General features: G+C 41.6%; 17 protein-coding genes and 1 tRNA gene. 8 read left to right on the top strand and 10 right to left on the bottom strand.

Annotated elements, in window-relative coordinates; all coding sequences use genetic code 11:
* Positions 1–11 precede the first annotated feature (11 nt).
* Complete coding sequence (locus ASL11_RS16695; protein ID WP_056616559.1) at positions 12–554, bottom strand: PadR family transcriptional regulator; 543 nt, start codon at positions 552–554, stop codon at positions 12–14.
* Between the two features lie 122 nt (positions 555–676).
* On the opposite strand from ASL11_RS16695, the gene ASL11_RS16690 reads away from it, so the two are divergent.
* Positions 677–1801, top strand: a complete 1125-nt coding sequence (locus ASL11_RS16690) for a serine hydrolase domain-containing protein (protein ID WP_056616555.1) — start codon at positions 677–679, stop codon at positions 1799–1801.
* Between the two features lie 101 nt (positions 1802–1902).
* Positions 1903–2676, top strand: coding sequence for an SDR family oxidoreductase (locus ASL11_RS16685; protein ID WP_056616552.1), 774 nt, complete (start codon positions 1903–1905; stop codon positions 2674–2676).
* A 67-nt stretch (positions 2677–2743) separates the two neighbouring features.
* Here the strand turns inward: ASL11_RS16685 and ASL11_RS16680 are convergent, their stop codons facing one another.
* Entirely contained in the window at positions 2744–3451 is a 708-nt protein-coding gene (locus tag ASL11_RS16680) for a MerR family DNA-binding transcriptional regulator (protein WP_056616550.1), read from the bottom strand.
* Between the two features lie 162 nt (positions 3452–3613).
* On the opposite strand from ASL11_RS16680, the gene ASL11_RS16675 reads away from it, so the two are divergent.
* Positions 3614–4234 carry a DUF5701 family protein gene (locus tag ASL11_RS16675; RefSeq protein ID WP_056616545.1) on the top strand — a complete coding sequence of 207 codons (621 nt, stop codon included), beginning with the start codon at positions 3614–3616 and terminating at the stop codon, positions 4232–4234.
* Here the strand turns inward: ASL11_RS16675 and ASL11_RS16670 are convergent.
* Positions 4231–5385: a PQQ-dependent sugar dehydrogenase gene (locus ASL11_RS16670; protein ID WP_056616543.1), complete on the bottom strand. Its 1155-nt coding sequence runs from the start codon at positions 5383–5385 to the stop codon at positions 4231–4233. The genes ASL11_RS16675 and ASL11_RS16670 overlap by 4 nt on opposite strands.
* A gap of 23 nt (positions 5386–5408) precedes the next feature.
* On the bottom strand, positions 5409–5891 hold the full coding sequence (locus ASL11_RS16665) for a CBO0543 family protein (RefSeq protein ID WP_056616540.1): 483 nt from the start codon (positions 5889–5891) through the stop codon (positions 5409–5411).
* Between the two features lie 66 nt (positions 5892–5957).
* Between ASL11_RS16665 and ASL11_RS16660 the strand changes: the two genes are divergently transcribed.
* On the top strand, positions 5958–6263 hold the full coding sequence (locus tag ASL11_RS16660) for a glycosyltransferase (RefSeq protein WP_056616537.1): 306 nt from the start codon (positions 5958–5960) through the stop codon (positions 6261–6263).
* Positions 6264–6280: 17 nt separating this feature from the next.
* Here ASL11_RS16660 and ASL11_RS16655 read toward each other — a convergent pair whose 3' ends face one another.
* On the bottom strand, positions 6281–6922 hold the full coding sequence (locus ASL11_RS16655) for an acetyltransferase (RefSeq protein ID WP_056616534.1): 642 nt from the start codon (positions 6920–6922) through the stop codon (positions 6281–6283).
* Positions 6912–8024, bottom strand: coding sequence for a DegT/DnrJ/EryC1/StrS family aminotransferase (locus ASL11_RS16650; RefSeq protein WP_056616531.1), 1113 nt, complete (start codon positions 8022–8024; stop codon positions 6912–6914). Before ASL11_RS16650 ends, ASL11_RS16655 begins: the two co-directional genes overlap by 11 nt.
* Before the next feature lie 146 nt (positions 8025–8170).
* Here ASL11_RS16650 and ASL11_RS16645 point away from each other — a divergent pair, with 146 nt between their 5' ends.
* Together ASL11_RS16645 and ASL11_RS16635 are read left to right on the top strand one after the other, a co-directional pair.
* Positions 8171–9163 (top strand): metallophosphoesterase, encoded by a 993-nt coding sequence (locus tag ASL11_RS16645; protein WP_235550480.1) that lies wholly within the window; start codon positions 8171–8173, stop codon positions 9161–9163.
* Between the two features lie 816 nt (positions 9164–9979).
* Complete coding sequence (locus ASL11_RS16635) at positions 9980–10345, top strand: hypothetical protein (RefSeq protein WP_056616522.1); 366 nt, start codon at positions 9980–9982, stop codon at positions 10343–10345.
* Positions 10346–10667: 322 nt separating this feature from the next.
* Here the strand turns inward: ASL11_RS16635 and ASL11_RS36530 are convergent, their stop codons facing one another.
* The 4 genes from ASL11_RS36530 to ASL11_RS16620 all read right to left on the bottom strand — a co-directional run bounded on the left by ASL11_RS36530 (position 10668) and on the right by ASL11_RS16620 (position 12808).
* Positions 10668–10820 (bottom strand): hypothetical protein, encoded by a 153-nt coding sequence (locus ASL11_RS36530; RefSeq protein ID WP_157256941.1) that lies wholly within the window; start codon positions 10818–10820, stop codon positions 10668–10670.
* A gap of 411 nt (positions 10821–11231) precedes the next feature.
* A complete protein-coding gene (locus ASL11_RS16630; RefSeq protein WP_056616519.1) occupies positions 11232–11780 on the bottom strand; it encodes a DUF3231 family protein in 549 nt (182 codons plus the stop codon).
* Between the two features lie 134 nt (positions 11781–11914).
* Positions 11915–12088, bottom strand: coding sequence for a hypothetical protein (locus ASL11_RS36525; RefSeq protein WP_157256940.1), 174 nt, complete (start codon positions 12086–12088; stop codon positions 11915–11917).
* A 647-nt stretch (positions 12089–12735) separates the two neighbouring features.
* Positions 12736–12808 (bottom strand) — tRNA-Ala (locus tag ASL11_RS16620).
* 210 nt (positions 12809–13018) lie between these two features.
* Here ASL11_RS16620 and ASL11_RS16615 point away from each other — a divergent pair.
* Positions 13019–13306 (top strand): hypothetical protein, encoded by a 288-nt coding sequence (locus ASL11_RS16615; RefSeq protein WP_056616513.1) that lies wholly within the window; start codon positions 13019–13021, stop codon positions 13304–13306.
* Between the two features lie 17 nt (positions 13307–13323).
* Positions 13324–13842: a VanZ family protein gene (locus tag ASL11_RS16610; protein ID WP_056616508.1), complete on the top strand. Its 519-nt coding sequence runs from the start codon at positions 13324–13326 to the stop codon at positions 13840–13842.
* Positions 13843–13877 lie beyond the last annotated feature (35 nt).

Here is a 13877-nt window from a genome sequence, read left to right as displayed (position 1 = left end):
TTGACTACGGGTTAGGGTGTATGCGAAGGGAGATCGGCAAGCAGGGCTTCGAACCATTCCTTGGCAAAAGCATGAGAACGAATGCCATAATCAAGGGTCTTGATTTGATACGCAAGGATTTCTGCATAGGGTGCCGGAACTTGAACGTTCTGGAGCCCTTTGTCCATTTGCTGTAGTTCATTTTCAACCTTTTCAATCTGCGAAATGATTTGCTGTAAGATCGCACGTTTATCTTGGGTGGAATCGATTAATCCCAGAAAAAACACTTTAGCTAGGGCTGTAGATTCTAACCTGCTTGCTGGTATCTCTGAGCCCATCCATCTATAGAAAGCTTCTCGACCTTTGTCTGTGATGATGTATACTTTCTTATTTCGCCCGCGATCAACCTGCTCCTCATAGCCAATATCACCTTGTTGAAGTAATTTCTTTAAAGCCGTCTGCAAGCTGCCGTAACTGGCACTATAGAACAAGGCAATGCCTTGTTGAAATGCTTTGTTGAGCTCATATACTGTCTGATTCTTCAAAATCAATAATCCGAGAATGACGAATTCCATATAGCGAGTCTCCTTATTCGTGTTGACATACGACTTGTCCTTACTCTACGATTAGTTATATTACTAATAGTAACATTGGCCGTTAGCAAACACAATTCGTTCTGGGGAGGTTCCGAATAGCGATGCTTGTTCGAAAATCATGGAGCAATGAGGCAGCTTCAAAGCATCTCGATTCGTACTTCACGAAATTACGTAAGAGCAGCCGCCATCAGACGGGATTACAGGTATGGATTGATAGTAGTGGATTTACATATCGTTATGCCGCAGGGAAAATAACAGCCTATAAAGATGCTTCGATCACACCTAATCAGCCCTTTCATACGGCAAGTATTGGGAAAGTTTTTACAGCTGTGTTAATTATGAAGCTGGCTGAGAGAGGGAAACTCTCATTAGATTCTCCAGTAGTGACCTATTTGTCACCGTCGGAATTGGAAAATCTCTTCGTGTATCGCGATGTTGACTACGCTAATCAAGTGACGATCAAGCAGCTGCTGGGGCACACATCTGGTTTGGCAGACTATTTCGAGGACCCTGTCATCCACAAGCCAATGTTTATGCAGCGTATTGTTGGTAATCCTCAGGAATGGTGGACACCTGAGACTTTGATTGAATTTACGAGGAGAAATCAACGAAGCTTTGGACCTCCAGCGTCGCGCTTTCATTACTCGGATACGGGGTATATCCTGTTAGGGAGAATTATCGAGCGTATCACGGGAAAAACTTTTAGCGACAATCTGCACCTTGAGATATTCAATCCCCTACAAATGAATGATTCGTACTTGATGTTCTATTCGCAGCCGAAACATACGCCAGTGGAACCGATTCAGGATATTTGGTTGAACAAGGTTGAAATCAGCCGATGTTCAAGCTTAAGCTGCGATTGGGCAGGTGGTGGCATCGTGACGACACCGCAAGATCTTTTGCTTTTTCAGAAAGCACTCTTGAATGGAACATGCATTGATGCAGCATCGTTACAGTACATGTCAACCTTCACACATAAATTCAGGAATGGCATTCATTATGGGTTGGGGATGATGGAGATTCATTTCGAGGGGTTTTTCTTCTTGCTCCGAGGGTTACCAAGGCTCCAGGGCCACAGTGGGATACTGGGAACGCATATGTTCAGTCATCCTGAAACTGAAACACATATCGTTATGAACTTCGGTTCGAGTACGGCGATTGTTCGAAGTTACAGAGCTCTGATTGAAGTGGTGACGACGTTGAAAAAGATGCGAATCTTGGTGTAGCGATATACACGAAGAACACAGGCTGGCGTTGCAGAGGGTAAGGGACCATTCATGGAATAGGTGAATATCATGGATCAACATACGAAAATGGAGGTCCACCGATGATTCCGATCTATCCTTACTACAGTCATGAAACGAAATGCAAGCAAGTACCCATTACGTTCCCACCCCAGCATCAAGACCAACAGCCTGGGCTCGAATATATAATGAACCCTATTCCCATATCTGATAACCCCGCATACAAGGGGAGCGAGAAATTGTCCGGCAAAGTTGCCATTATTACAGGTGGGGACAGTGGTATTGGACGTGCGGTAGCGATTGGATTCGCCAAAGAGGGCGCGGATGTAGCAATTGTCTATTTGTACGAACGTGAAGACGCTGTCGCGACCAAGCAGATGGTAGAGCAATACGGTGGTCGTTGTTTGTTGATCGAAGGCGATCTTCGTCATCCTGATTTCTCTATGGAAATAGTCCGAAAAACCTTGGAGTGCTATGGAAAAATCAACGTATTAGTATTAAATCAAGGCGTCCAATTTCCTCAGAAGAGCATCATGGACAATGCTGGAGCACCTTTATTGGTTGATTATTCATTAACGAAAAGAGCGGTGGTATCCTTTACACGCTCGTTGTCACTTCAACTAGTTGAGCGTGGCATTAGGGTAAACGCAGTGGCACCAGGTCCCATTTGGACACCATTAATCGTTTCCAGCTATTCAGCTGAATATGTAAAAACCTTTGGATTAGAAACGCCAATGAAGCGAGCTGGCCAGCCGTTCGAATTGGCTCCTACCTACATTTATTTAGCTTCGGACGATTCCTCTTTCGTTACAGGTCAAGTTCTCCATGTTAATGGAGGCATCATGACAGAGACCTAACAACGTGAAGATTCACAATAAGAGTTGACGAAACCCCCATGATTCATGGGGGTCAACGCTGATTATTTTAATCAATCAAATTCAAAAGTCGGCATAATTTGTACAAATTATACACGCCGCTTAGCTGTTCCCGTTTGATTTTGAATAGGAATTGTAGAGATTGATGCGCAATCCTCTTAGCATGCTCAATATCGGAAGGGTCCATTTCTGCGATAGCTTGTTTTAGGCCAATTAGATCGAGTGAATAGACAGCTGGTCGCAAGGTACGGAGCAGCATAATCTTGTGTAATTGTGATCGACTATATCTGCGATAGCCATTCTCGGGATCGCGCGAGGAGAGTATGAGGCCGACTTTTTCCCAGTGCCGAATGGTAGAGCGCGGGAGGGAGGTTTCCTCGGCAACCTCGCCAATTGTCATCCAGATCATTTCTTGGGCATCGCGTATGCTTAGGTACTCGGTTTCTAAAATTTGAATATTTGACTCAGCTAGTAGAGTATCACGATGTAGGTTAGCTTGCACTTCATTTACGATTCGAAGTGCGGAATCCATCTCTTTGCATTGCATGTAACGTAGAATTTCGGAGGTCGCATCCATCCCAAATCCAGGTTCCATGGCTTTAATGCATGTAAAGTAAGCAACGTGTACATCTGTGTATATACGATAGCCCTTCGATGATCGTGCAGGTATAGGGACAAGACCTTTGGTCTCATAATTTCTTAAAGTGCTCGTGCTTATATCAAGTTGATTCGCAATATCGATGGGTTTAATCATCATGGTTCACCTCATCCTAGCATCCTTCTAAGATTAAAGCAGAAGAATAAGGTTATTGCAATCAATGCTTATTAAAATAGGGGATTTTTATAACAAACTTTTGAATTAGCTTTAATGTTGTAAGATAACTATATAGCATTTCATTGAGGAGGTACTTACGGACCTATGTTGCATGAGGAGTTCGAACGACAAGTCGAGAATCTAATGGTTAAAGGATATCCAGAGGTAGTTGGATTAACCGCGGCTGCATTTAAGAAGGAATTAGAACCGTTAAAGCATAAAATCTCAGAAATACATCTTAACCAAATAGAATCACAGTCAAGTAAGATTCCTTTTGTCATTGTGATTAAAAGTGATTGGTTACATGCAGAGCGGGCGATGCAGCTAGTGGAACGTGAAGGGAAGAACGGGTTCAGCGTCATGGATGTCGAGGAAATCAATCGCTTTCAACCTATTGAGGGGATTGGGCTCCCTGAGGGGAGGGCTTATCTGTTATTAGATATCGATACTGGCACAGGAACATTAAATGTGACACCAACCGCAGCGTTGGCCTCCATAACGCAAGAAAATCGTTCTCCGCTTACCATAGAAGAAGGGATTAGTGTAATTACCCATTTTCCTGAAGTGTTGCGTAAAAATAATGGCTTCTCTCTGCTCGGTTCTCGCTGTGGTGACCGAAGAGTTACTGCGCTATGGATTAGTGACAAAAAGCCAAAGCTTGGCTGGTGCTGGGCGGGAAACCCACATACGTGGCTAGGCTCCGCCTCTTGTAGAGCTAGATGCTAAACGATTTTCATGATTTTTCCATCTTGTGTGGCCAGGTAAAGCTCGCCTGCTGCGTCCTTACCGAAGGAAGCAATATTCAAACCGGATGCTAGTAAGGTTCGGTTCTTGATCGTTCCGTCACTTTGTTGAGACAATGCCCAAATGTTCCCCGTACCATAATCTGCGTACACGTACCAACCGTATAATTCAGGGAGCTTCGTGCCCCTATACACATAACCTCCGGTAATCGATACGCCTTGATCACGACCATAGGTAAACAGCGGTTGCTCTAAGCCAGCCTTATTGCAGCCTTCTTTTGGTTCATAGCATTCAAATCCTTCTTGTATGCGCCACCCATAGTTTTTACCTTTTTCTATGAGATTAATTTCTTCAAATCTATTCTGGCCAACATCGGCTGCCCAAAGTTTTCCTGTGACGGTATCGAAACTGAATCGCCATGGATTCCGTAGTCCGTAGGCATAGATCTCCTTTGCTCCTTTGCTAATAAAAGGATTGTCCTCAGGGATTGCATAGAGAAGTCCACTATCTTGCTTGTCTACGTCGATACGAAGTATTTTGCCTAGCAGGGACTGAAGGTTTTGGCTATTATTCTGAGGATCTCCGCTGCTGCCACCGTCTCCCGTCGCTATGTACAAGTAACCATCTGGCCCGAAAGCCAGTTGACCGCCATTGTGATTCGGGTAGGGTTGCTTGAAAGTTAGCAACACTTTCTCACTAGTTGGATCCAGAAGAGAGGGATTGTTAGGAAGCGTGTTGTATCGAGCGATGACTGTATGCGTCTCTGTCGTATAGTTTACATAGGCTAACGTTGGATCCTTCGGATGGAAGGCTAGTCCTAGCAAACCTTGTTCGTTTCCACTATCATTGACCCGATCCGTAATATCAAGTACAAGAGCAGGCTTTTCCTTCGGCTTATCCATATTCACGCTGATGATCCTACCAGGCTGCTCTACAATATACATGAGTTGCGGTGCGCTAACGCGATGCTCAAGTCCAACGGGATGATCGAAGTTGTTTGGCTCGAAAAAAGGAGTCAGCGAAATGCTGTTCGATGTCGTGGAGGAAGGTTCGGAATCTTTTGACCAAAAGCATGCAGGTAGTATAAATAGAAGGATTAGGCTCATACATGCAAGGATATAACGCTTAATCATAATCAACCTCCTTATGGAAGACGCTACAGATCTTCGGTGTTCATTTTTTTGATTTTCTTAAAAAACCATAGAAAATACCAATAGGATAATAATAGTGTGATCATTATCGAGATGAAGCTCATATACCATGACCAATTTAAATACTTGATTAAATCGGTGTTCTTTTCTAGTAAAACCTCGACTACTGTCATGATGGATGGGAAGCTAAGCGTATACAACGTTTTGATCAACCATGATTTATCACGAGGGAAATGCACGTTGAAGATGGCACTTACAGCTGGGAAAACGAAATATTCAAAGGTAAAACTAGCTTTATAGACAACGCTAAGAAAACCAACAGGGTATTCAATTAACCTTCCCTTAACAACTAATGTACCGAATAACCAAGTTGGGACTTGCATGAACATGAAACTTAATTGTGCTTTCAATAAATTCTTTCTTCTGATGAAAATCACCAAGAGAATAGCCGTAACAATCCAAACGCAATAAAGAATAAGCGTATCCATAGTTTAATGTCCCCTAATTATTAACTAAATTAAATTATGGTCATAACTAGGGAATATTAATCACGGATGAAGGGAACTCTCGGTTTGATTTACGAATTGCCCCACAAGACTATAGCGGCGGTCGATGCCATGTCTACGGGCTGTATTTTAGTGTCTACGAATCCTCGAAACGATAAGCTTGTGCTTCAATCGGGAGTCGATTATATAGAGGTAGCATCAGATGCACAAACCATTGCAAATGTGTTGTTGTGGATTAAAGCAAACTTTAAGGAAGCTCTGGAAATAGGAACTCATGGAGCAGAAACAATAAAAGAACGTTTTGATGTGAAAAATATTGTTCATTCAAAATTAAAGCATATGTTAGGAAATTAGAAATAACCTCTTCTACACTACAGTAGATTCTTTTTAAATACGGCTGGGACACCAGCATATAATACCCCTCCGGGCACTTGATCCTTTACAAAAGCTCCTCCGCCTATCATGGACCAAGGGCCTATAGTAATTTTCTCACGAACAGCAGATCCGGTCCCTATAAAAACCCCTTCCTCCACTGTGACATTTCCACTTAAGTTAACGCCAGGGGATAGGGTAACATAGTCAGATATTCTGACATCATGGGCGATCGTTACGCTGCTGTTAACTATAACAAAGTGACCAATGTGAACATTGATTGTAATGATGGTGCCTGCACCAATAATAGATCCGATTCCCATATGAATCTTTCTTGATAGTTGTACAGCGGGATGAACAAGACTATCTGCAAACGAAAAACCGAAGTCACTCGTTTTCTGAACGAGCCGTTTTTTTAATTGAGGGCTCCCGACGCCAGCGCAAACGACCTTTATTTGATCACGAAGGTGAATAATATCTGACAAGTCACCGAGTACTGGTATTTCATCAATCATCTGTCCGCGCATCTCCGACCGTTCATCTAGAAAACCTACAACCTCAATATTCAGTAGTTCACACAAATGGTTAACCTCACGGCCCATCCCTCCGCAGCCCCAAATGGCAAGCTTGCTATCCTTCATGTGAGAGCCCTCGCAAAATCTTTTGCACATGGCTTTGGTCCATGTCTTCCCACAACGGCAAATTGATGATCCGCCTTCCAATTTGTTCCGTTATATGAAGAGATGTGCGAGGATATGACTGAAAAGCAGTCTGTATATGACAGGATGGGGTAAAATAAGTACGGGCTTGAATGCCATGTTTGGCTAGCTTTTGAACGAAATAGGCATTGCTGCTTTTTTCAGGGCATAACAAAGAAAAGAATGAATAGGCAACGCTCCCCCTTACTTCTTGCAGTTGCCAGCCAAGCTCAAGGAGCCCCGTTTGCACAAGCTCTTCCATATACCAATCAAAAATCTGCGCGCGCTTTTGCTTTTTCTGATGGAATACATGGAGAGTGGCGAGTCCGATTGCAGCTGCGTATTCCGATACTTTCCCATTAAGACCCGTTTGCATGGATTCTCGATCTTCGTTAAATCCGAAGTTAGACGCTTGTCGCACCCTATTGATCATCTCTTTATCACTACTGTATATGAGCCCGCCTTCCCCAATCCCAAAGCCCTTCGTTGCATGAAAGCTAAACACAACAGCACCTGAAAAGCCTTGACCAAAATGCTGATTCAGCCTAGACCCTATGCTTGCCGCAGCATCAATAACTACGGGGATATTCCGTTCTTGGAGGGTTTCGTAATACCTTGTATCCATATTCGTTCCAAAGGTCGCATAGGGGACCACAACAGCCACCTCATCCCCTAATTGTTGGATCACTTGGTCCAGCAGCTCTTCATTCATGCACCAATCTCGTTCGTTTATATCTATAAAATAAGGCTCCAAGCCGCACCACATTGCTGCTAATGGTGTTGCAGCGAACGTGAAACTAGGCATCAGCGCATATTTACCTGGGCGTTTAATCTGGGAGATAGCTAGGATAAGTCCTGTTGTTGCGTTATTGACAGTTACAGCATACCCTTCGTTTTGAAACAAATCATGAATTAATTGCTGTTCAAAGCTTGTATTCAATGCTCCGTAATTGGTATAGGATCTAGAATCATCAATCTGCTTCAAATAGTCCATATATTCTTCTTTCACTACAAGCTTGGGCCTTAGAAAGGGGATTTCAAACATGAAGGTTCCCACCTTCCTTATAATGGTTGGTCAGGGACCAGGATTTTGATTTCGAGACAGCCAAATAATAATGATCATCCAAAATGGTCACTCTCCTTCAGGGTAGCTGGAAAACATACTGACTGCGTATCGACTGAATAATTTACATGGGATTATTATATGAAATATACAATTTCCAAGTATCAGCAGGTGTACTAGGTATTACAAAAACCTCTACGATTGGATTTTTCTGGATTTTTAGACATGAGAAAGCCCCCCGATTTTTTTCAAACCAGTACATCAATGGGAGAAATAATAAAAGGGATATTCCAGATTTATCTAGAATAAATATTAAATTAATAAAAATGAATCTGCTATGTGAGGAGAATGGTGAAGTGATCTATTTATACATAGTGATTCTAATACTCTTCTTCTTTTATATTAATTTTATCTTACCTACACAATGGCTAAAAATTGAACGGATTACATATCATCTGGATTTAAATTTAAAAATCCTACAGATTAGTGACTTGCATGTAGAACGTTTAAGAATAAGTCCTACAAAACTAACTACTATTATCAATAATGAAAAACCAAACCTTATATGTATTACAGGTGATTTTACCAAACATCGTAATAGTCTCTTCAAACTAGAGAAGTATCTAAGAGCTATGACTATTGGACATGTACCCATTTATTGTGTACTCGGCAACCATGATTATCAGCAAAAGAATGTCATGGATCTAATAAAACTATTAAGGAAATATGGCTTACATGTATTAAGAAATGAATCGGTACATATAGATCAAATTGAACTTATTGGCATTGATGATTTTGATTCAGGCAAGAGCAACATAGAAAAATCGTTTCAAAATGTTGACCAAACTAAACCTAAAGTTATTATTACGCACGATCCTAACATCGTTCTACATCTAAATAAGTCCTATGATTATTTAATGGCTGGACATTTGCATGGCAAACAATTTAATCTTCCATTTTTGTTTAAATTGAAAGACGCGGGTGAATTGCCCCGCATGGGGATATATAAGGGTCTACATACAAATCAATATGGGGCTTACTACATATCTAAGGGAATTGGGCAGACAGGTATTAATGCAAGATTTTTAGTCAGAAGTGAGGTAACGATGCATTATTTATAGGGTGGAAGCGGAATGGAATAGAGTTCACATAGAACACGATGTATGAGTCCACAAGTAAATGTCGAATGCCACTCGCTGCCAATCGTTCATCACGAACTAAAGGGCTCAGCCCCATGATCCATACAAAAAACCACGATCCCAAAGGATCGTGGTTTTTATTGTATGGAGCCTAGGGGGATGCCACTTGCAAGGCAACCCTTGAAAGGGATGTCCGACAATTTCCGTATATAATATATCGAGTAAATAATAAACTTTACCGCTAAAATGGTTTAGTAGTGGAGGGAAATGAATGTTACAACAATTTAATTAGTTAATGGACTACATTGAAACACATCTGACGGAAGAAATCTCTGGAAAAAACATATCCAAAATTGTTGGCCTATCTGATTATCATTATAAAAGAATGTTTTCATATATGGCTAGAATGTCGTTGAATGAGTACATCAAAAATAGGAGATCATCCGATGCAAATGTTGAATTAATTAACGGAGAAAAAGTTACAGATATTTCCTATAAATATGGTTATCATGCGCATAACCTCAAGGTTTACTCCTTCCAACACACAGCCGTCGTCGAAAGCTTTGAAATTGAATCCTTTTGTGAAACTCCCGCCGATTTTTCCCATGTTCACGCACATCTTTTTATATACATGGCCATTTTAGGGCTCGATAGCTACAAAAACACAGTGCTTCATGCTGTTTCAAGCGGCACGTAATGTGCTCCAAATTTCCGCTACACTCCCGCGAAAAATGCCCCGCTCACAATCTATGATTCTAGCATCTACTATACTATTCCATTAAGAAAGGAGAATGCTATATGATCAGCAAAAAAGCTCTTGCAGTGATTAAAAGAGCACAACTCAAAACCGGCAAAAAATACACTGCCGCACGTACAGTTAACTACAGCATCAAAAACGCAATCAAAGCAACCGCTTTAGGTAATGGTTTCGGACGCTTCGTCATTTCAACTACAACCTTACCGCCAAACACTTTTCGGAGAATAGAAGTCTTCGGAAACGGCTTCAACATCATCAGTGGATCTTGGGTGTTTAGTGGCGACGAGCAAGGATACATGCTCGATAGCTACTCCAGTGCCGAAGACCATTGGTTCTTTACAGCGTGGAACCCAACTAACTCCACTCGCTTGGTAACAGTTACTGTTATTGCCAAACGTAAACCATAATACTGACAAGCCTATGTGCCCCCAGTGGCGCATTTTTTTTGTCGACGCAGAAACACTCGCGTGTTGCTTGCAGATTTTATGCTAGTGCACAATGAGGTTGAAAAGGTGTCTCGTAAGTTTTAAGGTATGCTTAGAAAGTGGAACAATTCTCGTTTCCTCGTTTTAGTGACCTCCGTCCTCAACGTAACAACAACGCTCGCATAGTTAATATCGCTTTTTTTAAGTGAAATGACCTCGTTATATATTCGCGTATGAGCTCCGTTGTAATATTCCGTGAATCTGGAACTAACTAGCGATGCTCGATGTATTCGATAAAATAGCGTTAATTTCCCCGATAAGAATCCAGTGTGTTTTCTGCGCGTCCCACCGCCATCTTCGCACGATAAGAAATCTCGAATAATGTATCGAGTTTATACGCGTTTCCTACTTCTATACCTCTCGCTGATTTAATCGATTTTCCTTTACGCTTGTCCAATACAAAAACGCTCCTTTACCGTCTGAATTGAACGGAAGAGAAGCGTAGGATTCGAGATATCGGAATAAACGGGATGCACATCGCTGAAATGCGGTGGAGCGCATAACTGCGAAGTAGTCATCGTAACAGTCAACGTCATGTCAACGAAAAAAGTCCGCTAAGATAGCGGACTTTTGAAAGCCCTTTTTATTAGCGCAAGGATTGCAGGGTTACATTACGCGATGAATCTTAATGAATATTGAAATACATGAGGAGGAAAAACATTGGGTGATTATTTTGAATGCCAATTGAAAATTCACATTGAGGCAGAGACTGTGGTGACTACTGTATGGTTGCGACTGTTGCCCCAGGCCAAGTTCATAATAGCACATATCAAAACATCATTTTTTCAAATTCATTTGTATGTAACTGTTATTGTGGAGGTGCTCCTGGTGGATAGTAATATGGAGGGATTTTAATCCAACCACGCTCTCGCATCATAAATTTAATATTCGCTCCAAGCACCATTTTTTCTGCTTGAAATTGTGTGAATAAGAGCGCAACATCATTTCTTACTGATTGTGCTGAAGCCGTAGCAGCACTAATAATAAGCGATACGATCTTTACAGATAACATGTTAACTAGCTCATCATCTGTAAATTTAGCTCCAAGTGGTACAGCGTTAGCATCCGACTTGGGTTTTGATTCTGGAGCTGCTGGTAAGGGTACCCCCTCATTCAACATAAACGTTTGAAGTCGTTGAATTTGGGAGAGTCCAAGCTGATGATCTTCTTCAAGCACATGTCTTAATTGGTTATCTACACTTGTATTTAAAGCAGATTGGACAAAAGATTTTGCTTCTTGAAGTCCTCCTAAGTAAATCCAACAAGACATCACCTCTCCAACATGAAGCGGATCTTTGGGTTCATCAACGAATATCGATTTAATTGTATTAATAGCTGCTTCAATTACATTTTCCATTTTTTCAAATCCTCTATAATAGAATATTTTGGCTTTATTGTTTGTAGTTGCTTTATAAAGTATTCATGGAGTAGATCAACACCAACTGAATATTGAGGAACACGAGGTGAAAAAATGCCAATGTATGAGAGTCTTTATTCGTCAGAATCTTTACGGACGACTGTAATAAGTACTGAGGTTCGGTTATCCTCCTCCATCTGCTGAATAATCTCAAGCAAATAAATGGCAGAACTATAGTTTGCCCGATCAATGCATTCGCGGATGAGTTCAATAACGTCTTGCTTGGATGCTAAATAATATAGCTGCAAATGATCACTTCCCTGAATGAGTACTTGCATAATAATTTATGCAAAGCATTCATTACAAGTGAACACTGAGGATCTTAACTGAAAATTATTACCTCATATCTTCAATTAGTTGCTTGATTTCCTTTAATTCTCGCATAAATTTTCTGTAGGTCAGATAGCCGATCAGTGATTTGCAAGCAAAGAATATAATTGCTGCAACAATAATTAGTATGTAATTATGGCTGATGATTCTAATCCAATTGTTGAGTTTTTCAAGGTGATCTATTTTATCCATCTCGGGCTCCACGTTGTATAAAGCTTGGATTTTAGAATGCCCTGATTATTTCCAAATTATCTAAATGGAGGGGTAATATTAAGGCATTTTAGAGATATTTAAGAAGTGGCTGCATGGCAACCCCTAAAGGGATGTCCTAATCTTGATTTAAATGGCTAACGAAGCATACTCGACGAGGACTTTTAGCGGTGGATTCAGACGCCGTTTTCTTACCCCACAAAGTGAAGATAAGCGTTGAAGCAAATTCCGATTACTTTGCGGGGGCCCCTTATTACGCCTCTGGCTACGTCCGCGCGGGCGAACCCTGAGGGGTTCTCACCCCAATGATCCATACAAAAAAACACGATCCCAAAGGATCGTGTTTTCTATTGTATGGAGCCTAGGGGGATCGAACCCCTGACCTCATCGCTGCCAGCGATGCGCTCTCCCAGCTGAGCTAAGGCCCCGTGTTGTCGCTTACAAACGTCGACTTTTTGTATTATACATGAATATATCGCGGCAGGCAATACCTGTCATTCAGGATTTTTCTTGCAAATGTGTATCTTAGATGCTCTATGTCGATTCTGTTGCAAAGGGGGGCCGAACGTTGTTTTCGTGCGTATGTTCATGCTAACCTAGTAATATAAACTAGTTGAACGTTTGGGAGTGACGTAGAAGTGTCAAATGCAGTATTGTATTGGATTTACTTGGGTATCGCTTTCGTTGTACCGTTTGTGATTGGTGTTCTTTTGATGCGAAAAACGAACCGTTTAGGATTCTCCTTTTGGATCACGACGGCGTTAAATATTGTGCTGACAGGTTTTGCAGTTTTGTGGTGGAAGTCTGTAACGACAGATCAGTTTCAGATGATGTTTGGGATGGCATTTTATGGCGTATCCGCTGTGAATTTAATGGTTATTGAATTTTTTGCTTTATTCAGTATTCGCAAGAAAATGAATCCGTGAGTGAGAAAGGGGCCGTTATGCCGAAGTTAACACGATCGAAGACGGTATTCTACGTGTTCCTAGTAGCAGCCATTCTATGGATGGCTTTCATCTATATGAAGTCTGCCGAGCCATACCAGCAGCAGAGCTTGAAGCCATACTTGGAATCGAAATTTTCCACTGAAAAGTTGAAAGAACATATCCCCAAAGTGAAGTTTACCTATGATCAGCAAGTGATTTCATGGCAAGATCCCATTAATTTGATTGAATTCTTCATAAGAAAAGCAGGGCACGTTAGCGAATACGCTGTGCTTGCCCTGCTTTGGTCAATAGCTTTACTTGCAAAACCTGTCAGAATGAACATAGCTTTGATCAGCTCCTTCCTAATCTCATTGCTCTACGCAATGTCGGATGAATGGCATCAATCGTTCGTGAAGGACCGAACGGGGCACGGCATCGATGTAGTCGTCGACGGAGTTGGTATTCTGTGTGCGCTCATTCTGATTGTGTTGGTAGTTACGATACGGAATCGAATTAAATCCAGAAGAATAAGCTAGTTAGAAGCACGTAGACTTTTCTTTTTCTACCGGCT

It is taken from the genome of Paenibacillus sp. Soil750 (assembly GCF_001428045.1).
Lineage (GTDB): Bacteria > Bacillota > Bacilli > Paenibacillales > NBRC-103111 > Paenibacillus_E > Paenibacillus_E allorhizoplanae.
The sequence above is the reverse complement of the archived record's forward strand: the minus strand, read 5'-3'. Positions and strand labels throughout refer to the sequence as shown.

Bases quoted from the DNA above. Each gene is read 5' to 3' on its own strand.
- ASL11_RS16660 (WP_056616537.1), top strand. From the start codon at position 5,958: ATGAAGGGAACTCTCGGTTTGATTTACGAATTGCCCCACAAGACTATA.
- ASL11_RS16695 (WP_056616559.1), bottom strand. From the start codon at position 554: ATGGAATTCGTCATTCTCGGATTATTGATTTTGAAGAATCAGACAGTA.
- ASL11_RS16645 (WP_235550480.1), top strand. From the start codon at position 8,171: ATGGGATTATTATATGAAATATACAATTTCCAAGTATCAGCAGGTGTA.
- ASL11_RS16630 (WP_056616519.1), bottom strand. From the start codon at position 11,780: ATGGAAAATGTAATTGAAGCAGCTATTAATACAATTAAATCGATATTC.
- ASL11_RS16690 (WP_056616555.1), top strand. From the start codon at position 677: ATGCTTGTTCGAAAATCATGGAGCAATGAGGCAGCTTCAAAGCATCTC.
- ASL11_RS16655 (WP_056616534.1), bottom strand. From the start codon at position 6,922: ATGAAGGATAGCAAGCTTGCCATTTGGGGCTGCGGAGGGATGGGCCGT.
- ASL11_RS16610 (WP_056616508.1), top strand. From the start codon at position 13,324: ATGCCGAAGTTAACACGATCGAAGACGGTATTCTACGTGTTCCTAGTA.
- ASL11_RS16650 (WP_056616531.1), bottom strand. From the start codon at position 8,024: ATGTTTGAAATCCCCTTTCTAAGGCCCAAGCTTGTAGTGAAAGAAGAA.
- ASL11_RS16680 (WP_056616550.1), bottom strand. From the start codon at position 3,451: ATGATGATTAAACCCATCGATATTGCGAATCAACTTGATATAAGCACG.
- ASL11_RS16675 (WP_056616545.1), top strand. From the start codon at position 3,614: ATGTTGCATGAGGAGTTCGAACGACAAGTCGAGAATCTAATGGTTAAA.
- ASL11_RS16635 (WP_056616522.1), top strand. From the start codon at position 9,980: ATGATCAGCAAAAAAGCTCTTGCAGTGATTAAAAGAGCACAACTCAAA.
- ASL11_RS16670 (WP_056616543.1), bottom strand. From the start codon at position 5,385: ATGATTAAGCGTTATATCCTTGCATGTATGAGCCTAATCCTTCTATTT.
- ASL11_RS16665 (WP_056616540.1), bottom strand. From the start codon at position 5,891: ATGGATACGCTTATTCTTTATTGCGTTTGGATTGTTACGGCTATTCTC.
- ASL11_RS16685 (WP_056616552.1), top strand. From the start codon at position 1,903: ATGATTCCGATCTATCCTTACTACAGTCATGAAACGAAATGCAAGCAA.